Source organism: Bordetella genomosp. 10 (genome assembly GCF_002261225.1).
Classification (GTDB): domain Bacteria; phylum Pseudomonadota; class Gammaproteobacteria; order Burkholderiales; family Burkholderiaceae_B; genus Bordetella_C.
The window spans coordinates 1263024-1284605 of sequence record NZ_NEVM01000001.1 but is presented as its reverse complement, the minus strand read 5'-3'; the positions used below and the strand labels follow the sequence as shown (position 1 = coordinate 1284605).

Sequence of the window (21582 nt, the reverse complement as noted above, 5' to 3'; positions counted from 1 at the left end):
CCGGCATGCCGCCCCCGGTCGGGCCGGCCATCGATGCCGTCGTCGACGATTTGGTGAAAAAGCTGGCCGCCAGCGCGGTCGAGCGCGATCGCCAGGGCGGCCATGCGGCCGCCGAGCGCGAGCTGATTCGCGCCAGCGGCCTGTTGCTCCTGTCCATTCCCCGCGAACATGGCGGCCTGGAGACGGACTGGTCGACCATCCTGGGCATTGTGCGCCGTCTGGCCCGGGTCGACAGCGCCCTGGCGCACGTGTTCGGCTTTCACCACCTGCAGATCGCGGGCGTGCTGCTGTCTGGCGGGCCCGCGCAACACGCGCATTTCCTGCCGCCTACGGTAGAAGGCAATCTATTCTGGGGCAATGCCTTGAATCCGCTGGACCGCCGCGCGATCGCGGCCGAGGAGCCGGGCGGCTTCCGGCTGGACGGCGTGAAAAGCTTCAGCTCGGGCTCGATAGGGTCGGATGTGCTGACGATCTCGGCCTGGCATCGCGCCTCGGGCACCGCGCTGGTCGCGGCGCTGCCCACGGATACCCAGGGCGTCACCGTCAATCCTGACTGGGACGCCTTCGGCCAGCGCCAGACCGACAGCGGCACGGTGCGCTTCGATCACGTGCGGCTGGAGTTTCTGCAGGTGCTGCAGGCGCCCGGCTTCTCGCCCACGCCCCGGTCCACCCTGCGGACCCTGTTTTCCCAGGCGATCATGGCCAATCTGTACCTGGGCATCGCCCAGGGCGCGCTGGCCGAGGCATGCCGCTTCGTGCTGGAGGACGCCCGCCCCTGGTTCGCCGCCGACGTACAGCGCCAGGCCGACGACCCCTACGTGCAGGCGCGTTTCGGCGAGTTCCGCCTGGCAACGCGCGCGGCCGAGGCGCTGGCCGACGCGGCGGGCCGGCAACTGGACGCAGCCCTGGGACGCGGCGCCGCGCTGACGGCGGCCGAGCGCGGCGAACTGGCGGTGGCCATCGCCGAGGCCAAGATCTGGTCGCACCGCGCAGCCCTCAAGGTGGGCAACGAACTGTTCGAGGCGACCGGCGCGCGTTCGACCTCGGCCCGCTATGGCTACGACCGTTTCTGGCGCAATGCCCGCGTGCATACGCTGCACGACCCGGTGGCCTACAAGATCCGCGACCTGGGCCGCTACGAGCTGGACGGCCGCGCGCCCGAACCCACGGCGTATTCATAAGGCGCCGCCCAGGACAATCCCGTGAATCCATCCCAAAGGTTGTCCGTCGTGAGCGCGAGCGAGCATCCCGAACCGCCCCCTGTCATCCGGCTCGACGGCGTGAGCAAGCATTTCTCGACCCGGGAGGGCCGCTTCGACGCCGTGCGCGACGTGTCGCTGTCCGTCCGGCAGGGCGACACTTTCGGCCTCATCGGCAAGAGCGGGGCGGGCAAGTCCACGCTCCTGCGCCTGATCAACCTGCTGGAACGCCCCGACGCCGGCGCCGTGCACGTCGCCGGCATGGAACTGACCGCCCTGGGCAAGCGTGCCCTGCGCGAAGCGCGACAGTCCATCGGCATGATCTTCCAGCAGTTCAACCTGCTGCAGAACGAAACCGTGTTCGAGAACGTGGCCTTCCCGCTGCGTGTGCATGGCGGCCGCAACCAGGCGCAACTCACGGCGCGGGTAGACGAATGCCTGGACATCGTGGACCTGGCCGACAAGCGCGGCAGCCATCCCGCCCAGCTTTCTGGCGGACAGAAGCAGCGCGTGGCCATCGCGCGCGCCCTGGCCAGCGAGCCGGCGGTATTGCTGTGCGACGAACCGACTTCGGCGCTCGACCCGGAGACCACGCGCTCGGTGCTGGGCGTGCTGCGCGACATCAACCGGCGGCTGGGCGTGACCATCGTCATCGTCACGCACGAACTGGCGGTGGTGCGCGCGCTGTGCCGGCATGTGGCCGTGATGGAAGGCGGCCGTATCGTCGAGCAGGCCGAGATCTCGCGCGACGGCGTGAATCTGGCCACGCCGCTGGGCCGCGAGCTCATCCGCGAAGCCTCGCACCCCTACGAAGAGGTGGCCTGAGATGTGGAACACCTTCGTCCAGCTCATCCCCGAGCTGACCGTGGCCCTGGGCCAGACCTTCCTGATGCTGGGCATCGCGCTGGGCGCGTCCGTCGTCCTGGGCGGCCCGCTGGGCGTGCTGTTGTTTTTGACGGGCAAGGGCCAGTCGCTGGACCGTCCCGTGCTGCATCGCACGCTGGGCTGGGCGGTCAACACCGTGCGTTCCTTCCCCTTCATCATCCTGCTGGTGGCGCTGGTGCCGTTCACGCGTTCGATCGTAGGTTCCTCCATCGGCCCCACGGCCGCGGCGGTGCCGCTGTCGTTCGCCGCCATCCCGTACTTTGCCCGGCTGGTCGAGCAGTGCCTGCGCGAAGTGCCGCGCGGCGTGATCGAGGCCGCGCACGCCGCGGGCGCCTCCGAGCTGCAGATCGTGCGCCGCGTGCTGCTGGTCGAGGCGCGCGCCGGCCTGGTGCTGGCCCTGACGGTACTGTCGGTGAGTTTTCTCTCCTATTCGGCGGTGGCCGGCGTGGTGGGCGGCGGCGGCATCGGCGACTTGGCCATCCGCTACGGCTACTACCGTTTCCAGACCGATGTCATGGTCATCACGGTAGCCGTCCTGGTGGTGCTGGTGCAGGTCATCCAATTCGCCGGCAACACCGTGGCGCGCCGCATCGACAAGCGTTGAATCCTCCCAGGAAAAACATGGTCAGCCCTGGTCTCGGGCAGGAAACCCGGCGCCCTGGCGATCGAGGATTCCTCGCTTCGACGCGGCGCGTCAGGCCTTATCGAGGTAGACGTCCGCCAGGTTGGACTCCACCCCGTCCGCCGTCAGCGAGTGGTCGTGCACGCGCTGGTTGGCGATGGTGATGAATTCCGGCTGGTAGAGGTTCAAGTCCGGAATCTCCCGGGCCACGATCTGCTGGAACTCCTTGAAAAGCTGCACCCGCTTGGCCGGGTCGTTCTCGACGGCCGCATCCTCCAGCAGCCGGTCGACCTGCGGGTTGTTGTAGTGCGTGCCGTTCGAGAAAGGCACGCCCTTGATGAAGTTCTTGGACCAGTACAGGCGCTGCACGCCGACCGTCGGGTCGAACAGGTTGCTGGCGCCATTCGTGGTGAAGGAGAAATCGCGATCCGTGTAGATGCGCTTGATGAACCCCGCCGGGTCTTGCGCGCGCACGGTGACGGCAATGCCCACGCGCGCCAAGGTGATGCGCAGGTAATCAGCCAGGCGCGCGCCGTCCGACGCGATGGGATTGACGTCGAGCGGCACTTTGAAACGCACGCCGTCGGCGCCCCGCTTGTAGCCTGCCTCGTCGAGCAGGGCGTTCGCGCGTTTCAAGTCGTAGGGATACGGCGTGGGCGTCGGATCGTTGTAGGTTTTCAGGCCAGGGGCGATGGGCGAGTAGCTGATCGTCCCGTACCCGAAGTTCACCACTTTCAGGATGACGTTGCGGTCGACGGCATGGGCCACCGCCTGGCGCACCTTGAAGTCCTTGAAGTAAGGATCGTCCAGGTTGAATTCCAGCCGCGTCACGTTGAAGGAATAGCTGTTTCCCTTGGTCTCGAAGCGCAGCGTCCTGACCTTCTTCAGGCGGTCGAGGTCGGACAGCGGCACGGGCGTGCGGTAGCCCAGGTCGACGGCGCCGGTTTCCAGGTCGTTGGCCGCCGCGGCCTGGTCGGTCACGACACGAACGATGAGTTGGCCGATGTATGGCTTGGGCGCGTCCCAATAATCAGGATTGCGCGCGTAGACAATATGGCTGCCGCGCACCCACTCCTTGAAAAGGAAGGGTCCGGTGCCGATGGGGGCGTTGTTGTTCGGATTGGCCAGCGGATCGCCGCCGTTGTCGTAGACGTGCTTGGGCACGATGGGCGACTCGGTGGCGACGAAGGCGCGGATCAGGTAGGGCGCGGGCTTGGACAGGCGCAGCACCACGGTATGGTCGTCCGGCGTGTCGATGCCGAGCACATTGGCATAGGTGTTGCGGCCGCGCGGATGGATGCGCTTCAGCAGACCGATGGAATAAGCCACGTCGGCCGAGGTGAACGGCTTGCCGTCGTGCCACTTCACGCCCTGGCGCAGCGTGAACGTGTAGCGCAGCCCGTCGGGGCTGATGCTCCACGCGGTGGCCAACTGCGGCTGCGGATTCAAGTCGTAGTCGTACTTGAGCAGGCCCTCGGTGACCTTGGCGCTGACGCTGAGTATGGACGTGGCCACGTTGCCGATGGTGACCAGGGCAGTGGGCTCCGACGGCAGCAGCAAGGTCAGCGTGCCGCCGCGGACAGGTGAGGACGCCTGGGCGCGCACAAGCGGAGACGCGGCCAGCAGGGCGCCGCTGAGATGGGTCAGAAGGAATGTCCGGCGATCGAGTTTCATCATGAGGTTCGACTTGATTTGCAAGGGGAAAACGGGTTGTTCAGGCCGGGCGATCCGCGGCGGCGCGGCCGTAGACCGCCCTGGCTTGCTCCGGATCGACCAGGCCGTGGCGCAGGTCGCGTTCGATCAAGGCGGGATCGCGCCGGACAGGATCGCCCAGGCCGCCCCCGCCCGGCGTCTGCACCACCAGGCTGTCGCCGGCGGGCACGAGCTGGCGGCCCTTAGCGCGCAGGGGCCTGCCCGAACCCAGCAGCAGGCGGCCCGGCGCGCCGGGCAGTCCCCCCAGCGCCCCACGAGCTGGGTTGTCCACGCGGTCGAACGCGGCGGCGACGATCATGCCGGCCCGCGGGTCGGCATGGCGCACGACGACGGTCTGTCCCAGGCCGCCGCGCACCTCGCCCGCGCCGCCTGAGTCGGGTCGGTATTCCTTGCGCTCGAAGACCAGCGGGTTGGCGGTTTCCAGGATCTCCAGCGAGACGTTGCGCACGCCGCTGGGATAGGACGTGACCGAAAGACCGTCCTTGCCGGGCCGCGCGCCGGTTCCGCCGGTCGAGAAACTGGTGGCGTTGAAGCGCGCGCCGCGCAGCAGGCTCGCGGTTTCCCCGGGCGTTGCTCCGGCCAGCGCCTGGCCACCCACCAGATGGATGTTCCACAGGGAGGACGAACCCTCGGCCGGCACCCGGTCGGGACGCGCCTGGCGCAGCGCGCCGAAGACGGCGTCGGGCAACAACTGGCCCACGATGTGGCGCGCATTGACCGCGGCCGGATGCGGCGCGTTGAGGATGGAGCCTCCCGGCGCCTCGACCTCGATAATCGACAGCGAGCCGGCATTGTTGGGCACGTCCGAGCCGATCAGGCAGCGGATGCCGAACGAGGTGTAGGCGTCCGTGTAGGCCTTGACCACGTTGATGCCGCGCGAGACGTGGGGCGAGGTGCCGGCGAAGTCCACGCGTATGCGGTCCGCGCCCAGGGTCACGGCGACCTGCAGGGTGATGGGGGCATCGTAGCCGTCGATGACCAGCGTGTTGCGCCAGGTGCCCTGCGGCCACTGCGCGAGGGCTGCGCGCATCGCCCGCAGCGATTGGTCGACGATATAGTCGCCCAGCGCCTTCAGGTCGTCGAACTGGAACTCAGCCAGCAGGCCCCTCAGGCGGCGCCCGCCGATCTCGTTGCAGGCCACCAGCGCGAACAGGTCGCCCTCGACCTGCTCAGGGTCGCGTACGTTGGCTCGGATGATGTCCAGCACACCCGCGTCGACCTCGTGCGCGTGAATAAAGCGTAGGATGGGCAGGAACAGGCCTTCGTGGTAGATCTCCATGCCGTCGACGCTGCTGCCGATGCCGCCGATGTCGATCACATGCAGCGTCGAGGCGAACAGCGCCACCAGCCGCCCGCCATGGAACACCGGCGTCACCATGGTCATGTCGAAGAGATGGCCGGTGGCTTTCCAGGGATCGTTGGTGAGCAGCACATCGCCGTCGCGCAGGCGCTCGGCCGGAAACGCCTTCAGGAAGTGCTTGACCGATTCGGCCATGGAGTTGACATGGCCGGGCGTGCCAGTGACCGCCTGGGCGATCATGCGGCCGTCGGGCAGGAACAGGCCGGCCGACAGGTCGCCGGCCTCGCGGGTGGACGTGCCGAAGGCCGAGCGTATCAGCACCTGGGCCTGCTCTTCCACGACGGATAGCAGACGGTTCCAGGCAAGCTGCAAGCGGATGCGCTCGCGGGCGGCGGACACGGTGGATGCGGGATGGATCACTGGATTACCCTCCTGTCGCTGCGCGACCTCCTCCCCGAGGGAGGATTCGCGCTTGGGGCGGCCCGGCGCGTTAATTGGTGTGCCCTCCTGTCGCTGCGCGACTTCCTCCCCGGGGGAGGATTCGCGCTTGGGGCGGCCCGGCGCGCTCATGCTGCGGTCTCCTCCGGGTATTCGTTCCGGGCGGCGGTGACGGACGAAGCGCCCGTCCACGCGTCGGCAAGCGTGTCGGCGAGCACCAGCGAGCCCAGGCGGCTGCGCCGCGCCTCGAAGCCCGCCGGCACGAAAGTGGTGGTCTCGTCCTCGACGATCAGAGCCGGTCCACGCACCAGATGTTCGGGCGCCAGGGTCGCGCGCTCGAAGACGGGAACCTCGGTCCAGGCGCCCTGCTCCAGGTGATAGAGCGCGCGCCGGCCCGCCGCGGCGGCCGGCGTGGCGGCGCCGTCTGCTACCGCATCGGGCGGGGCCTGGCGGGGTTCACCGGCCTGTGCCGAGACGGACCAGCTCACCGCCTCGGCGGCGATGTGCGGCAGGCTGCGGCCATAGATCTGCGCGTAGCGCGCGGCGAAGCGCTCGCCCAGCGCCGCCGCCGCGGCCGCGTCGAATGGTCCTTCGGGCAAGTCGACGGCGATTTCGTGGCCCTGTCCGGCGTAACGCATGTAGACCTGGCGCTTGTGCGCCAGCGCGGCCGCGGGCGCGGCGCGGCGCACCACGGCGTCCACGTCGGCGGTGAGCGCATCGAGCAGGCGCTGCACGGCGGCCAGGTCCACGCCCGCCAGCGGCTGGTGGAAACTGCGCACGGCCTGGTAAGCCACGGGCGCCCAGAGAAAGCCCACGGCGGAACCCACGCCGGCCGACTCGGGGACGACCACGGTGGCGATGCCCAATTTGCGCGCCAGGTTGGCCGCGTGCAGCGGAGCCGCGCCGCCGAAGGCGATCAGGGTGTGCTCTTCGGCGGTCTTGCCCAGTTCCGAGGCATGCACGCGCGCCGCGTTGGCCATGTTCTCGGTGACGACCTCGATGATGGCCTGCGCGGCCTGCGCCTCGTCCAGTCCGGCGGGCTCGGCCAAGCCTGCGGCGATCGCGCGGCGCGCCAGCGCGGGCTGCAGGTCGACCTTGCCCACGGCGAAGCGGGCCGGGTCGATGGCGCCGATCAGGGCGTGCGCGTCGGTCACCGTGGGCAGGTCGCCGCCGTTGCCGTAGGCGGCGGGGCCGGGCACGGAACCGGCGCTGTCCGGCCCGACCTGGATGACGCCGAGATGGTTGACGCGAGCGATGGAGCCGCCGCCCGCGCCGATCTCCACCATCTCGATGACGGGAATGCGGATGGGCAGGCCCGACCCCTTGAGATGGCGGTGCACGCGGCCGAACTCGAAGCTGCGGCTGACCTCGGGCTCGTAGTCGTCGATGTAGCAGATCTTGGCGGTGGTGCCGCCCATGTCGAAGGACAATGCGCGCGCGGCGCCAAGCTGCCGGGCGACGTGCTGGGCCAGGATGGCGCCGCCCGCCGGCCCCGACTCGACCAGCCGGACGGGTTCCTCGATGCCGGTCCGCAAGGTGGCGATGGCGCCGCCGGAAGTCATCAGGAAAGGCTCGGCACGCAGCCCGCGCCCGCGCGCCGCGGCGTCGAGCCGGCGCAGGTAGCCGGAGACCAGCGGCTGCACGTAGGCATTGGCCGAGGTGGTGGACAGCCGCGGGAATTCGCGGATTTCGGCGCAGACATCCGAAGACAGCGATACCCATAGTTGCGGCGCGTGCTGGCGCAGCAGCTCGCGCACGCGGCGCTCATGCTCAGGAAAGGCATAGCTGTGCAGGAAGCACACGGCAACGCTTTCGACGCCGGCGGCCACCAGGGTTCGCGCCAATCCGGCAACCTGCGCCTCGTCGAGCGGCGTCAGCACGCGGCCCCTCGCGTCGACGCGCTCGGCCACGCCATGGCGCCAGTGGCGCGGCACGAGCGGCTGCGGCTTGTCCAGGAAGATGTCGTACTGGGCGAAGCGGTCTTCCAACCCGATCTCGACCAGGTCGCGGAAACCCTCGGTGGTCAACAGCGCGGTCCGGGCGCCCTTGCGCTCGATCAGCGCGTTGGTGGCCAGGGTCGTGCCCAGAATGAGCAAGTCTACGCGCGGCCATGCCAGCCCGGCCCGCGCGAGCAGTTCGTCGATGCCTTGCAGCACCGCGTTTTCCGGCGCATCGGGCGTGGTCAGCAGCTTCGCGGACCAGCGCCGCTCGCCGTGCTCGAGAACGATGTCGGTGAACGTGCCGCCGACGTCAACCGCGGCGCGCACCGGCGAGCCGGCGGAAGTTGGGGAAATACGGGTCATGGGTCATCCTTGGAATAAGGCCGGCTCCCGGGCCGGCGACGCAACCGGCTCAGGCGACCGCCACGGCCACCTCGGGCAAGGGCCGCGGCACGGCGGCAATCAGGCTTTGCGTGTAGGGGTGGCGCGGCGACCGCCAGATCTGCTCGTGGTCGCCCTCCTCGACGATCCTGCCCTCGTTCATCACCAGCACCCGGTCGGCGATGTAGCGCACCACGGCCAGGTCATGCGAGATAAACAGATAGGACAGGCCGAAATCCCGTTTCAACTCCGCCAGCAGATTGAGGATCTGCGCCTGGATGGACACGTCGAGCGCCGACACCGGCTCGTCCAGGATCACCAGCGAAGGCCGCAGGATCAACGCCCGCGCGATGCCGATGCGCTGGCGCTGGCCACCCGAGAATTCGTGCGGGAAGCGGTTCGCGGCGGCGGCCGGCAGCCCTACCCGCTCGAGGGTCTGGCCGATGAGCGCGCGGCGGCGTGCGCGGTCCTTCTCTCCGTGCAGCGCCAGCACCGCGTCCAGCGTGTCGAACACATTGCGCCGCGGGTTCAACGAGGCATAGGGGTCCTGGAACACCATCTGGATGCGCTTGCGCCACGGCTTGACCTCGCGCTGCGTCAGGCTGGCCAGATCGACGCCGTCGAGCACGATGCGTCCCGAGGCGGCGGGAACCAGCCGCATCAACGTGCGCGACAGCGTGGACTTGCCGCAGCCCGACTCTCCCACCAGGCCCAGGGTTTCCCCGCGCCCGATCTCGAAGGACACGCCGTCCACGGCGTGAAACAAGCTGCCATCCCGCCTGGCGTAGCTGGTGCGCAGCGCTTGCACGGACAAAAGGGCGGGCGCGCCGCCCTGCCCGCGCGGCGCGGTCTCGTCGAACCGAAGCTGCGGCGTCGCCAGGCGGAAGCTGCGCATTCCGCTCTCCCGGTCGACCACGCGATGGATCTCCGGCAACGCGCCATGGCGGTAGTGAGCCTGCCGGCCGGCATGCAGCGAGGCGCCCAGCAAACCCTGGACATAAGCATGCCGCGGATGCTCGAACACCTGTCGGGTAAGTCCTTCCTCGACCTTCTCGCCGTCGAACATCACCAGCACGCGGTCGGCCCACTGCGACACCACGCCAAGGTCATGGGTGATGAGCAGCAGCCCCATGGACAGATCGCGGCGCAACTGGTCCAGCAGTTGCAGGATGCGCGCCTGCACCGTCACGTCCAGCGCCGTGGTGGGCTCGTCGGCGATCAGCAGCCTGGGCTGGCAGGCCACCGCCATGGCGATCATGACGCGCTGGCGCTGCCCGCCCGAGAGATTGTGCGGATAGTCGTCGATGCGCCGCTGCGGCTCGGGTATCTTGACCAGGTCCAGCATCTCCAGCGTGCGGCGGCGGGCCGCCTGCCGCGACAGGTCCTGATGCAGCCGCAGGGTCTCGCCAATCTGCGCTCCCACCGTGTGCACCGGGTTGAGCGACGTCATGGGCTCCTGGAAAATCATCGACACGTCGCGGCCGCGCAACCGGCGCAACGCCGCCAGGCTCAAGCCCAGGATATCCCGGCCCTGCAGCCGGATCTCGCCGCCGATCCGGGCGTTGGCGCCCAGCAGGCGCAGGATGGACAACGCGGTGGTGGACTTGCCGCAGCCCGACTCGCCCACCAGGGCCAGGGCCTCGCCCTCGGCCAGCGCGAAGTCCAGTCGCTTGACCGCGTGATGGGCGCCGCGCCTGCCCCGGAACTGCACATCCAGGCCGCGGACGTCGAGCAATGGGTTCTCGATGCTCATGCTCAACCTCGCAGGCGGGGGTTGAAGGCGTCGTTCAAGCCATCGCCGATCAGGTTGAGGGACAGCACCGTCACGATGATGGCGATCCCTGGAATGGCGGTCAGATACCACGCGGTGCGCAGCATCTCGCGTCCCTCGCCGATCATGCTGCCCCATGAAACCACGTTCGGGTCGCCCATGCCCAGGAATGACAAAGCCGACTCCTGCAGGATGGCGGTCGCCACCAGCACCGAGGTCGTCACCACCACGGGCGGCAGGGCGTTGGGCAGGATCTCGCGGAAAATGATCCAGGCGGCGCCGAAGCCCTGGCTGCGCGCCGCCAGGACGAACTCCGATTCGCGCAAGGCGCGGAACTCGGCCCGCACCAGGCGCGCGATCACCGGCCAGGAAGCCAGCCCGATCGCCAGCACGATGACTCGCACCGAGGGGTGGCCGATAGCCACGATGACGATGACCAGCAGGAAAGTGGGGATGGTCTGCACCAGCTCGATCAACCGCACCAGCAGGTCGTCCACCCAGCCGCCGAAGTACCCGGCTGCCGCGCCCACCAGCACGCCGATGAACAGGCTGATGACCGCCGCCACCGCCCCCACGGCCAGCGATACCCGCGCGCCGTGGACCACCTCGGCCGCGACATCGCGGCCCAGCGAGTCGCTGCCAAGCGGAAGAGAGGCGTCCGTGCCGGGCCAGACCACGGGCTGGGCCACCATGTCCAGCGGATCGCCCGGGAACAGCTTGCCGGCGAAGACCGCCATGAGCACGATGGCCGCCAGGATCGCCAGGCCGGCCATGGCCCAGGGATTGCGCAGGAACGCCCTCCACGCCTCGTAGCGGCTGGCCGTCGGCAGCAACTCGCCGGCGGCCGCCTGCCCGGGCGCCCGGTCCGTCCGCCAGAAGCGCCATGACAGGATTGCATGCCTGGCCGTTTCGGTCCCGTTCTTCTTCATGATTGTTTCCCTTCTCGTTCCGCCCTCAGCGGATCTCGATGCGCGGGTCCAGCCAGGCATGCAGCAGGTCAACCAGCATATTGGTCACGATCACCAGCAGCGAAGCCATGAAAAGGATGCCCAGCAGCACCGAGTAATCGCGCGCCAGCACGGAATCCATCGCCAGCCGGCCCATGCCGGGCCAACTGAACACGGTCTCGATCACCGTGGCGCCGCCCAGCAGCGCGCCGAAATGCATGCCGGCCACCGTGGTCACCGGGATCAAGGCATTGCGCAGCACATGCCTGAATGTGATGGCTACCGGGCCGAGTCCCTTGGACTCGGCGGTGCGGACGAAATCCTGGCGGTTGACCTCCAGCATCGACGCGCGCGTCAAGCGCGCGAAGATGGCAATGAAAAAGCCCGCCGTGGTCAAGGCCGGCAGCACCAGATGGCGGACCCGATCGACCAGCAGGCTCCAGCCCGAGAGGCCGGCACCGATGGTCACGTCACCGCCGGTGGGCAGCCAGCCCAGCTTGACCGCGAACAGCACGATAACCATCAGCCCCAGCCAGAAGCCCGGCGTGGAATACAGCAGCAGGGCCAGCATCGACAGGATGCGATCCTGCCACTTGCCCGCCTTGACCGACATCAGCACGCCCAGCAGCACGCCGGCCAGCACGGCCACGCCCAGGGCCGTTCCCATCAGCAGCAGCGTGTTGCCGAGCCGATCGAGGATCAGCGACAACACCGGCACGTTCTGCCTGGGCGAAACACCCAGGTTCAGGTGCGCCAGATTCAGCAGGTACTCCCAAAGGCGCTGCAGCATGGGCAGGTTCAAGCCGAAATGCGTCCGCAACTGCGCCATCGTCTCCGCCGTGGCCGAGCCGGACTCGGCCGCGATGACGTCGGCCGCGTCGCCCGGCACCAGTTGCATCAACAGGAAGTTCAGGATCACCACGCCGATGACCGTGGGAACCGCCTGCCAGGCATTGCGCTTGAGCGCCCGCCACACGCGCGCGCCGCCTCCTCGTTTGCTCATGATCGCGGCCGCTCCGCCTCAGGACTTGGAGAAATACACATCGGCGAAGCTGGCGCGCACGCCGCCGGCGTACCGGTCCCAGCCGTGCAGATTCTTCGCGGCGATAATGACGCGGGGGCCCTCGCCCAGCTCGATCGATGGGATATCGTCGTGCACGACTTGCTGGAACTTGAAGAACAGCGCCTTGCGCTTTTCGGCGTTGGATTCGACTGCCGCGGCCTCCAGCAATCGATCCGCCTCGGCGCTGACGTAGTGCGGCGCATTGGAGAACGGCAGGCCTATCTTGTAGTTCTTCGACCAGAACACGCGCTGCACGCCGATGGTGGGATCGAAGACGTTGGTCAGGTTTTCGAGCGTGATGTCGAAGGCCCGGTCGGTGTAGACGCGGTTGACATAGGTGGCGAAATCCAGGCTTTGCAGGTCGGCGTCGATGCCGACGCGCGCTAGGGCCTGCTTGAAGAAATCGGCGGCGCGCTTTTCCTGGAAGGGGTTATAGAGCAGCTTGATGGAAAAGCGCCTGCCGTCGGCGCCCTTGGGATAGCCCGCCGCGTCCAGCAGCGCTTCCGCCGCCTTCACGTCATAGGGGTAGCGCTTGATTCCGGGATCGTGGAAAGGCGAAGCCGCACCGATGGGCGTGGCTGAGCCCACGCCATGGCCGTACCAGATCGTCTTCTGGAAAGCGTCAAAATTAAAGGCTTGCGCCACCGCCTGGCGCACTTCCTTCTTCTTTAAGTAAGGCGAATCCAGATTGAAGTAAATCTGCATATGGTCGCCGATATAGGGCCAAGACCGAAAATTTACCGACACATTGGGCAGCGTCCTGAAGCGCTCCACGTCCGACAGCGGGATCACCTTGTCGCCCAACTGTATCTCGCCCGACTCCAGGGCCGCGGCGCGCGCCGCGGCATCGGGAATGAAGCGGACCACCAGCGTGTCCAGATAGGGTTTGGGCTTGTCCCAATAGTTGGGGTTGCGCACCAGCGTAATGTGGCTGCCGCGCACCCACTCCTTGAAGATGAAGGGGCCTGTCCCGATCGGCGCGTTGTTCAAGGGGTTGGAGACCACGTCCTTGCCTTCGTACAGGTGCTTGGGAATGATGGGCGATTCTTCACCGTCCAGCGCCGTCAGCAGGTAGGGGGCGGGTTTTTCCAGCGTCAGCACCACCGTGTAGGGGTCGGGGGTGTCGATGTTCTTTACGTTGGCGAAGGTCACCCGTCCACGCGGATGGACTTCCTTAAGCGTTCGGATCGAGAAGGCCACGTCGGCGGCGGTGAAATCCTGGCCGTCGTGCCACTTGACGCCCTTGCGCAGCGTGAAGGTATAGACCAGGCCATCGCCGGAGACCTTGTAAGCCGTGGCCAGCGCTGGAATGGGCTGCAGCTTCTGGTCGTAGTTGAACAAGCCTTCGACCACCTTGGGACCGACCTCGGTGCTGCCGCCGGCGGTCGTCGTCAAGGGCAGGAATACGGAGGGCTCGACGGTGATGACCCAGTTCAGCGTGCCGCCCTGCGCGGGTGCGAGCGCCGCCGGGGCCTGCGCCAAGGCAGCCGTGGACGAGGCCGCGCCCAGGCAGGCCATGGCAAGAATCGCGCAGCCGGCGCGAAGCACGGGAGACGGGCGGCCCAGCAGGAGATGAGTCAGGAAGCTACGCAACATATCGATGGGAAACCGTGCAGGAAGGCTTGGAATGGACCGTGCCCCGAGGCGTTTCAGACAACGGCCGGCACGCGAGGCACGCGTCCTTCCACGGGATGCCCCGGATCGGTGAAGCCCGGCGTGGATGGATGCCCGGCCGCCACCAGGCGATCGACCAGGGCTTCGTCCTCGGCCGTGAAGCGATAGTCCAGCGCCTTGGCGTAGCCTTCCCACTGTTCGAGGGTGCGCGGACCGGCAATGGCCGAGGTGACGAGCTGGTTGTTGAGCACCCAACCCAGCGCGAAAGCCACCGGATCTATGCCTCGGTCAGCGATGTGCTCGCGGATGGTCCGAGCGATGTCCACCGACTCCTTGCGCCATTCGGTCTCCAGCAGGCGCTTGTCCTGGCGCGCGGCGCGCGAGCCCGCCAGCGGATTGTCGATGCTGTCGTACTTGGCCGTGAGCACGCCTCGGGCCAAGGGGCTGTACGACACCACGCCCAGACCGTAGGCGTGTGCCGCGGGCAGTTGCTCGGCCTCGGCCGTGCGGTTGACCAGGTTGTAGAGCGGCTGACTGGCCACGGGCCGGTCTATGCCTTCGGCATCGGCCAGATCGGCTGTCTCGGCGATGCGCCAACCGCGGAAATTGGATACGCCGAAATAACGCACCTTGCCCGCGCGCACCAGGTCGGCTATGGCGCGCACCGCCTCGCCCAACGGGGCGTGAAAATCCGCGCGATGAAAATACAGGATATCGATGTAGTCGGTCCCCAGGCGGCGCAGGCTGCCCTCTACCGCCTCGACGATCCACTTGCGCGAAGTGCCCCGTTGGTTGGGGCCTTCTCCACCCGGATTGCCGAACTTCGTCGCGAGCACCCAATCGTCGCGGTCACGCTGGATAGCGCGGCCCACGACATCCTCGGTGGCGCCGTTCTGGTACACGTCGGCTGTGTCGAGAAAATTGATCCCCTGCGCCTTGGCGCGCGCGACGATCTCGCGCGAGGTGGACTCGTCGGCCGGGCCGCCGAACATCATGGTGCCCAGGGCCAGGCGAGAAACCTTGAGGGCGCTCTTGCCCAAATAGCGATAACTCATGTGGCGGGGAGGAAGATGAAGAGAGAGGGCCTCATTCTAGTAATCCCCAAACACATCGATCAAAGAAGTACGACTTATTAATTAAGAAGTTGTTTAGTTCATCGCGGAATTTATTTGCGAAGCAAACCGGCCTCTGAACAGAATGATCGGCCGTGCGCGTCTCGATCACCGAACCGGCCGGCGTGCCATCGGCGGCAATATCGAGGTCGGCGGCACGCCTCCACTCCAGAGAAAACTCCATGCCTTCCCTGCAGCATCTTCTCGTGGCCTGCTCGCTGGCCCTCTCGCTAAACTGCGCGTCCGCCGCGGACACGCACGGCGCGACCACCGCCACGATCGCGGCCGCAACTCCCGTGCACGGCGGCACGTTCACCTACGCCGTCGCGCAGGAGCCGACCACCCTGGTCTCCTTCCTCGACACCAAGACCGACAATCGCAACATCAGCGCCAAGATCACCGAAGGCCTGCTGCGCTATGACCTCGACTTCAAACCCCAACCCCTGCTCGCCACCGCCTGGCGGATCAGCCCGGACGGCCTGCGCTATACCTTCACGCTGCGCCAGGGGGTCAAGTTTCACGACGGCGCCGATTTCACCGCCGACGACGTGCGCTACTCCATCCTCAAGCAGAAGGAACGGGGGCCGCGCGGCAGCATCACGCTGGCCAATGTCAAGGACGTCGAGATGCCCGATGCGCATACCGCCGTCATCGTATTGAGCAAGCCGGCGCCCTATCTCATCAACGCGCTATCCTCGGCCGAGCTGCCCATCGTGCCGCACCATGTCTACGGCGACGGCGATCCATTGAACAGCCCCAACATCTCCCACCCCATCGGCACCGGTCCCTTCATGTTCAAGGAATGGGCCAGGGGCAGCCATCTGGTGCTTGAGCGCAATCCCAACTACTGGCGTAAAGACCGCCCCTACCTGGACCGGGTGATCTACCGCTTCATCAATGACACCGCCGCCATCTCGGCGGCCATCGAGACAGGCGAGGTCAACGGCGCGCTGAACGTGGCGCTATCCGACCTGGATCGCTTGCAGAAGAATCCCAAACTGCGCGTCGACGACAGTGACGATGGCTTCCTCAACAATGCGCTCTTTCTCGAATTCAATCTTGAGAATCCCATCCTGGCCAATGCCAAGGTGCGCCATGCCATCGCGTACGCCATCGATCGTCATTTCATCGGCAAGACCATCTATTACGGACGGGCCCAGGTGGTCAACTCGCCCGTCCCCGCCGTGCTGTCCCGGTACTATGACGACAGCGCTTTCGACTATCCGACAGACCTCGCCCATGCCAACGCCCTGCTCGACGAGGCCGGCTATCCGCGCAAGGATGCCGGGACACGCTTCGAGCTACGCCTGAGTTTCCTGCCCTCGGCCAACTTCAAGCGCGTGTCCGAATACCTCCGCGCCACGCTCAATCGCGTGGGCATCAAGGTCGCCATTCTCGACGGCGACCTGCCTACCTTCCTGAACCGGGTCTACAAGGAGCGTGGCTTCGACCTGAACGTCAACGGCCTGAGCCGTCTGTTCGACCCGACGGTGGGCGTGCAGCGCATCTTCTGGTCGGAGTCGCTGCAAAAGGCCATTCCGTGGATCAATGCCTCGCACTATCGCAACCCCAAGGTCGACGATCTGTTCCGCCAGGCTGCCACCGAAACGGACGAGACCCGGCGCGCGGCCGAGTTCAAGGAAATCCAGTCCATCGTCGGCCGCGACCTGCCGGTGCTGCCTCTGGTCACGGTGCCCGCGTCCCTGCAGGTCTATCAAGCTCGCGTGCACGGCCTGAACAACAGCGTCGACCTGACTTCCGGCGACTACGCCGATCTCTGGCTGGAACCCGAATCCCACAAGGAAGCCCCGTGACCGTCTCAATGTCCTCCGCGATCGACCGGCTCGACGCGCTGGCCTACGCCGCAGCCCATGAACAGGCCCGCGCGCTGGCCGCGGGCGAGACCAGCGCTTCGGCACTGCTCGAGCACCTGCTGGCGCGCATCGAACGCCACAATCCGCGGCTCAACGCCATCATCGCGCGCGACGACGCGGCGGCCCGCGCCGCCGCCCGGGCTGCCGACGCGGCACTGGCGCGCGGCGAACGCAAGCCGCTGCTGGGCGTGCCCGTGACGGTCAAGGAAAACTTCAACGTCGCGGGCCTGATCACCAGCGTCGGCGACCCGGCCCATGCCGGCAACCGCGCGACGCAGGACGCCCCCGCCGTGGCGGCGCTGCGCGAGGCCGGCGCCGTGCTGATAGGCAAGACCAACGTGCCGCTGGCGCTGGCCGACCTGCAAAGCTACAACGACATCTACGGTGCCACCCTCAATCCCTGGGACGAAACCCGCACGCCGGGCGGCTCCTCGGGCGGAGCGGCCGCCGCCGTCGCGGCCGGCCTCACCGGGCTGGAGCTGGGCACCGACATCGGCGGATCCATCCGCATCCCGGCGCACTTCACCGGCGTCTTCGGCCACAAGCCGACCGTCGGCTTGGTTCACAACGGCGGCACGGGCGTGCCGGCCGGCCGGCAGACGCTTCGCGACCTGGCCGTAGCCGGCCCACTGGCCCGCAGCGCGCAAGACCTGGAACTGGCCCTGCAGGTGCTGCTGAACCGCGATCCGCTGGCAAGCAAGGCCTGGCGCGCGCAACTGCCCGCCAGCCGGCACGAGCGGCTGCGGGATTTCACCGTGCTGCTATTGGCGCAGTGGCCGGGGCAGGAGGCCTCGCGCTCCGAATTGCGGGTGCACGCGCGTCTGCTGGACATTCTGCAAGCGGCCGGCGCGCGGGTGCTGCGGCCGGCCGACCTGCCGTCGGGCCTGCTGCCCGACCTCAACGCCGCGCACGTGCTGTACCGCAGCCTGCTGGGAGCCTCTCTGCCGCCGCGCCCCTCGCTGCCGGAAGGCGTGACGATAGACGGCCTGCGCAATCTCGGCGACGAGGACGACCCCGACGCCGCCTGGCTGCGCGCGCCCTATCTCTCTCACCACGAATGGCTGCAAAAACACGAGGCGCGCCTGCAACTGCGCAATCGGTGGGAAGCCTTCTTCGGCGCGGTCGACTTGGTGCTCACGCCGGTGCTGGCCACAACCGCGTTCCGCCACGACCATTCCCCCAAGGATGCCCGCCGCACGCCCGTGGAATACCCGTCTGGCACGCGCAGCCTGCGCTTTGCCGAACTCTTCAATTGGGCAGGCCTGCCGGTGCTGCCCGGCCTGCCCGCCACCAGTTTCCCGCTCGGCATCGACGAGGACGGCCTGCCCTATGGCGCGCAGGCAGTCGGTCCTTACTTGGAAGACCTGACACCCATCCGCTTCGCCCACCTGCTGGAGCGCGCCGGCGCCATCGGCTTCCAGGCGCCCTCGGGGCTGGACTGATAGCGTCGAGGCCCACAAGCCCCAGAAGTACGGCGACGGCCCCGGCCAGGTCAAACTGGCCGACGGAAGCGGCACTGCGGGGAATCGTTTGCGGGAGAGGCGATATTCCACGCTAAGCCGCGGAAGCTCCGCGAGGTAACACGCGCCAGCCGAGCCGCACTCCCAGCGTTCCTAGCGCAATGAGTAGCATGCCGACTGCCTGCATGAACCCTAGCGGATGGTCGTAGAAAGCCCAGTCAATGACAATAGCGACGATGGGATAGATGAAGGTCAATACGCCAATGACCGGTGTCGTCAGGCGCGGATAGGCCGAATACATCAGCACGTAGGCGACGCCTGTATGCAGCATGCCGATGCCGACGAGCCAGCCCCAAGACGCCAGCGGCACGGAGCGGCCAAGATCGGCAAAGGGTGCAAGCAGAACGATCCCGACGACCGTCTGGCAAAGGATGGTGATCTCCGGCCGCTGTCGGCCAAGCCCTTTAGCGAGAATTGTGGCAATGGCATAGAGGAGCGCGGCTCCCAGTGTCACCGCGATCCCGAGCATCCAGGCCGCGGAGATGGGTCTGGATGACATGACTAGGCCGCTCGCAAGCACGACCCCGATGAAGGCGCCGACCATCCACACAAGCTGGTCGAGCGTGATGCGCTCCTTGAACACCGTTATGCCGATCAGCACCACGAAGAAGGGCTGGATGTGATAGACGATGGTAGTGGTGGCGATCGAAGTCATGGCGAAGCCGGCGAAAAAGCCCGCCCAGCTCAACACCATACAGACGCCGCCAAGCGCGGCGAACCCTATCGATTTGGCCGACAGGCCGCGGTCCGGCAGAAGTCCTCGCGCCAGACACCAGATGCCGAGAAATATGGCAGCGAATACGCAGCGCCAGAAGACCGTGGTGATCGGATCGAGACCGGCCTGCGTGGCGAAAGCGCCCACCGTGCCAATGACCGCCATGGCCAGAGCCAGGCGGGCAGCAGGAAATTGGATGGATGGCACTTCGCTCATGGCAGCGCTCTCTGTCAATATGAGGGATTTTGCCGATCGATCAGGCGTCAATCAAACGAATAAATTTGAAGGAAGCCATTCGATATACTGATAGAGCAATGCCAACACCACTTGATCGGGATCTTCTGAAAACTTTTGTCGCCGTTGTCGAGGCGGGAAGTTTTTCCCACGCGGCTCCAAAGATCGGCCGCAGCCAGTCTGCCGTGAGCATGCAAATGCAGCGGCTCGAACAGACGGTCGGCAAGCCGTTGCTGATCCGTGGCGTCAAAGCCGTCGTTCCGAACGCGGCTGGAACCGAACTGCTGGTTCATGCGCGCCGACTCTTGAAATTGTCCGACGAGGCCTGGGCAAGCATCACGCAGCCGGAGGAAATAGGATGCGTGCGTCTCGGCGTTCCCGACGATTATGCCGCCTACCTGTTGCCGCCCGTATTGGCGCGCTTCGCAGCCGAGCATGCTTTGGTAACCGTAGAGCTGGTCTGTGAGCCGTCGTCTGCCTTGGTGGAGGCCATCGGTGCGGGGCGGATCGATCTGGCGATCGTCACCCGCCTGCCCGATCAGGCTATCGAGGTCGTACGGCGGGAACCCTTTGTCTGGGTTGCTTCACCCTCTCATGTCGCATGGCAGGACGATCCGCTTCCGGTCGCTTTGTTCGAGGCCGGGTGCGCGGCGCGAATGCGGGTCTTGAATGCGCTTGACGTCGAGAGGCGACCTTATCGCTGCACCTATTCGAGTGCCAGCCTTCTCGGTCTCATCGCGGTAGTGCAGGCTGGGCTGGCTATTGCCGGCCTGGCCCTTTGCAGCGTTCCGCCCGCGTTGCAAGTGATCGGACGGAAAGAGGGGCTGCCAGAGCTTGAAACGCTTGAAATCGGCATCTTGCGAAATGCAAATTCAAGGACGAGCGCCGTGGAATGCTTGGAGGGTTTCCTACGCGCGGCGCTCAGACCGTGAGCCGCTTGCCGCTGCGCAGCAGCGCCTCGAACTGGCCGCGGCCGGCAAGGGCTTGCTCCGGTTCGGTAACGTCGTCTTGTGGCTGGGTCCAGTCCCGCGATGCCGCGATCGGTATTTCAAAGCTGTACGCGCGCTACGCGGAACTGCGGGCCTGTCGTTCCGTCGTGAAAAAGATCAGCGCCAGAACCGGCAGCGCAAATCCGATCCACGACGCGAGACTCCATCCAGCGCGATCAAAAGACCATGCCCCGACGGCCGAGCCGAGCGCGCCGCCCATGAAGAAAATCGCGATGTAAAGGCCATTCAGGCGGGAGCGATGTTCCGGCGCCAATGCGAAGATTGCACGCTGACCGACAACCAGGTTCATCGAAACGCCGAAGTCCAGCACAATCGCCGCCAGGGCGAGGATGGTAAGACGGATGGAAGATTGACCCGGATCGATATGCGTCAGCAGCAGTGCCACGGCGACGAGCATCATGGCTCCCCCTGTCGCAAGGCGTGTCCGTCCCTTATCGGCCAATCGGCCCGCCAGCGGCGCGGCAACGGCCCCTGCGACCCCCACCAATGCAAACCAGGCAATGCCGGCCTGGGTCAAACGGAAGCCGGGTCCCGCGAGAAAAAGCGGCACGGTAGTCCAAAACAAGCTGAAGGCGCCAAAGAGCAAGGCATGATAGGCGGCGCGGCGCCGTAGCAACGGCGTTTCAGCGAACAGGCGTGCTATCGATGCGAGAAGGGCCGCGTAGCCCATTGCGCTTGCCGGACGGCGTTGTGGCAGGCACAAGGAAAGGACGATCGCAAGCACGGTCATCGCCGCGGCCGATACCGCGAACACGGTACGCCAGGACGATATGTCCGTCAGGAAACTGGCAATCGGGCGGGACAGCATGATGCCGAGCATGATTCCACTCACGACGTTTCCCACGACCCGCCCGCGTATCCGTTCCTCCACGAGATGGGAAGCAAAAGGAACCACGATCTGCGAGGCGACGGCACTGAGTCCGACGAAGAGCATGGCCACCAGGAATGAAATAGTGCCCCCGGTGAGCGCTGCGCTACCCAACGCAAGCGCACTGGCCAAGACGGCACCGACGATTAATCGGCGGTTTTCGATAACGTCGGCAAGCGGCGCAATCAGCAACAAGCTGGCGCCATAGCCCACCTGCGTCATGGTGACGATCAAACCGGATGCCTGATGAGAGAGGCCAAGCGCGGTACTGATCGGGCCTATCAGCGGCTGCACATAATAGATACTGGCCGCCATCATCCCGCAAGTCGTTGCAAGCAGAAGCGTTAGACCCATAGGCATGGGTTGTTCGGGCGAC

17 protein-coding genes are annotated in these 21582 nt (G+C 66.6%); 6 read left to right on the top strand and 11 right to left on the bottom strand.

All coding sequences use genetic code 11. The annotated features are described in order from the left end of the window. Positions 1 to 5 precede the first annotated feature (5 nt). Genes CAL29_RS05540 through CAL29_RS05530 form a run of 3 tightly spaced genes read left to right on the top strand, consistent with a single transcriptional unit; the run spans position 6 to position 2688 of the window. Positions 6 to 1181 carry an acyl-CoA dehydrogenase family protein gene (locus CAL29_RS05540; RefSeq protein WP_094852731.1) on the top strand — a complete coding sequence of 392 codons (1176 nt, stop codon included), beginning with the start codon at positions 6 to 8 and terminating at the stop codon, positions 1179 to 1181. 39 nt (positions 1182 to 1220) lie between these two features. Continuing rightward, positions 1221 to 2024 (top strand): methionine ABC transporter ATP-binding protein, encoded by an 804-nt coding sequence (locus CAL29_RS05535; protein WP_094851936.1) that lies wholly within the window; start codon positions 1221 to 1223, stop codon positions 2022 to 2024. Between the two features lies 1 nt (position 2025). Continuing rightward, positions 2026 to 2688 (top strand): methionine ABC transporter permease, encoded by a 663-nt coding sequence (locus tag CAL29_RS05530; RefSeq protein ID WP_094851935.1) that lies wholly within the window; start codon positions 2026 to 2028, stop codon positions 2686 to 2688. 90 nt (positions 2689 to 2778) lie between these two features. Here CAL29_RS05530 and CAL29_RS05525 read toward each other — a convergent pair whose 3' ends face one another. From CAL29_RS05525 to CAL29_RS31240, 9 genes are all read right to left on the bottom strand, one after another. After that, positions 2779 to 4383 carry an ABC transporter substrate-binding protein gene (locus tag CAL29_RS05525; protein WP_218831808.1) on the bottom strand — a complete coding sequence of 535 codons (1605 nt, stop codon included), beginning with the start codon at positions 4381 to 4383 and terminating at the stop codon, positions 2779 to 2781. Positions 4384 to 4420: 37 nt separating this feature from the next. Further along, complete coding sequence (locus tag CAL29_RS05520; RefSeq protein WP_256977209.1) at positions 4421 to 6139, bottom strand: hydantoinase B/oxoprolinase family protein; 1719 nt, start codon at positions 6137 to 6139, stop codon at positions 4421 to 4423. A gap of 146 nt (positions 6140 to 6285) precedes the next feature. Continuing rightward, on the bottom strand, positions 6286 to 8460 hold the full coding sequence (locus CAL29_RS05515) for a hydantoinase/oxoprolinase family protein (RefSeq protein WP_094851934.1): 2175 nt from the start codon (positions 8458 to 8460) through the stop codon (positions 6286 to 6288). Between the two features lie 49 nt (positions 8461 to 8509). Further along, positions 8510 to 10231: an ABC transporter ATP-binding protein gene (locus CAL29_RS05510; RefSeq protein ID WP_094851933.1), complete on the bottom strand. Its 1722-nt coding sequence runs from the start codon at positions 10229 to 10231 to the stop codon at positions 8510 to 8512. A gap of 2 nt (positions 10232 to 10233) precedes the next feature. Next, complete coding sequence (locus CAL29_RS05505; protein WP_373559717.1) at positions 10234 to 11022, bottom strand: ABC transporter permease; 789 nt, start codon at positions 11020 to 11022, stop codon at positions 10234 to 10236. A gap of 181 nt (positions 11023 to 11203) precedes the next feature. Then, positions 11204 to 12199: an ABC transporter permease gene (locus tag CAL29_RS05500; protein ID WP_094851931.1), complete on the bottom strand. Its 996-nt coding sequence runs from the start codon at positions 12197 to 12199 to the stop codon at positions 11204 to 11206. Between the two features lie 18 nt (positions 12200 to 12217). Next, positions 12218 to 13777, bottom strand: coding sequence for an ABC transporter substrate-binding protein (locus tag CAL29_RS05495; protein ID WP_094851930.1), 1560 nt, complete (start codon positions 13775 to 13777; stop codon positions 12218 to 12220). 131 nt (positions 13778 to 13908) lie between these two features. Further along, the gene (locus CAL29_RS05490) at positions 13909 to 14928 is read right to left on the bottom strand and encodes an aldo/keto reductase (RefSeq protein WP_094851929.1); all 1020 of its coding nucleotides are present in this window, start codon (positions 14926 to 14928) and stop codon (positions 13909 to 13911) included. A gap of 31 nt (positions 14929 to 14959) precedes the next feature. Next, a complete protein-coding gene (locus CAL29_RS31240) occupies positions 14960 to 15169 on the bottom strand; it encodes a hypothetical protein (protein ID WP_143277616.1) in 210 nt (69 codons plus the stop codon). On the opposite strand from CAL29_RS31240, the gene CAL29_RS05485 reads away from it, so the two are divergent. Both CAL29_RS05485 and CAL29_RS05480 read left to right on the top strand, forming a co-directional pair. After that, positions 15168 to 16799: an ABC transporter substrate-binding protein gene (locus CAL29_RS05485; protein ID WP_094851928.1), complete on the top strand. Its 1632-nt coding sequence runs from the start codon at positions 15168 to 15170 to the stop codon at positions 16797 to 16799. The genes CAL29_RS31240 and CAL29_RS05485 overlap by 2 nt on opposite strands. Beyond that, positions 16796 to 18301, top strand: coding sequence for an amidase (locus CAL29_RS05480; RefSeq protein WP_256977207.1), 1506 nt, complete (start codon positions 16796 to 16798; stop codon positions 18299 to 18301). The genes CAL29_RS05485 and CAL29_RS05480 overlap by 4 nt, the downstream gene beginning before the upstream one ends. Before the next feature lie 112 nt (positions 18302 to 18413). Here CAL29_RS05480 and CAL29_RS05475 read toward each other — a convergent pair whose 3' ends face one another. Beyond that, positions 18414 to 19310: a DMT family transporter gene (locus tag CAL29_RS05475; protein ID WP_094851926.1), complete on the bottom strand. Its 897-nt coding sequence runs from the start codon at positions 19308 to 19310 to the stop codon at positions 18414 to 18416. A 65-nt stretch (positions 19311 to 19375) separates the two neighbouring features. On the opposite strand from CAL29_RS05475, the gene CAL29_RS05470 reads away from it, so the two are divergent. Continuing rightward, positions 19376 to 20260: a LysR substrate-binding domain-containing protein gene (locus CAL29_RS05470; RefSeq protein ID WP_218831807.1), complete on the top strand. Its 885-nt coding sequence runs from the start codon at positions 19376 to 19378 to the stop codon at positions 20258 to 20260. Between the two features lie 133 nt (positions 20261 to 20393). Here CAL29_RS05470 and CAL29_RS05465 read toward each other — a convergent pair whose 3' ends face one another. Continuing rightward, on the bottom strand, positions 20394 to 21566 hold the full coding sequence (locus tag CAL29_RS05465) for an MFS transporter (protein ID WP_094851924.1): 1173 nt from the start codon (positions 21564 to 21566) through the stop codon (positions 20394 to 20396). Positions 21567 to 21582 lie beyond the last annotated feature (16 nt).

Excerpts from the sequence above, each read along its gene's own strand:
- CAL29_RS05540 (WP_094852731.1), top strand. The coding sequence starts at position 6 with ATGCCGCCCCCGGTCGGGCCGGCCATCGATGCCGTCGTCGACGATTTG.
- CAL29_RS05530 (WP_094851935.1), top strand. The coding sequence starts at position 2,026 with ATGTGGAACACCTTCGTCCAGCTCATCCCCGAGCTGACCGTGGCCCTG.
- CAL29_RS05525 (WP_218831808.1), bottom strand. The coding sequence starts at position 4,383 with ATGATGAAACTCGATCGCCGGACATTCCTTCTGACCCATCTCAGCGGC.
- CAL29_RS05515 (WP_094851934.1), bottom strand. The coding sequence starts at position 8,460 with ATGACCCGTATTTCCCCAACTTCCGCCGGCTCGCCGGTGCGCGCCGCG.
- CAL29_RS05510 (WP_094851933.1), bottom strand. The coding sequence starts at position 10,231 with ATGAGCATCGAGAACCCATTGCTCGACGTCCGCGGCCTGGATGTGCAG.
- CAL29_RS05505 (WP_373559717.1), bottom strand. The coding sequence starts at position 11,022 with ATGGCCGGCCTGGCGATCCTGGCGGCCATCGTGCTCATGGCGGTCTTC.
- CAL29_RS05500 (WP_094851931.1), bottom strand. The coding sequence starts at position 12,199 with ATGAGCAAACGAGGAGGCGGCGCGCGCGTGTGGCGGGCGCTCAAGCGC.
- CAL29_RS05495 (WP_094851930.1), bottom strand. The coding sequence starts at position 13,777 with ATGGCCTGCCTGGGCGCGGCCTCGTCCACGGCTGCCTTGGCGCAGGCC.
- CAL29_RS05490 (WP_094851929.1), bottom strand. The coding sequence starts at position 14,928 with ATGAGTTATCGCTATTTGGGCAAGAGCGCCCTCAAGGTTTCTCGCCTG.
- CAL29_RS05485 (WP_094851928.1), top strand. The coding sequence starts at position 15,168 with ATGCCTTCCCTGCAGCATCTTCTCGTGGCCTGCTCGCTGGCCCTCTCG.
- CAL29_RS31240 (WP_143277616.1), bottom strand. The coding sequence starts at position 15,169 with ATGGAGTTTTCTCTGGAGTGGAGGCGTGCCGCCGACCTCGATATTGCC.
- CAL29_RS05475 (WP_094851926.1), bottom strand. The coding sequence starts at position 19,310 with ATGAGCGAAGTGCCATCCATCCAATTTCCTGCTGCCCGCCTGGCTCTG.
- CAL29_RS05465 (WP_094851924.1), bottom strand. The coding sequence starts at position 21,566 with ATGCCTATGGGTCTAACGCTTCTGCTTGCAACGACTTGCGGGATGATG.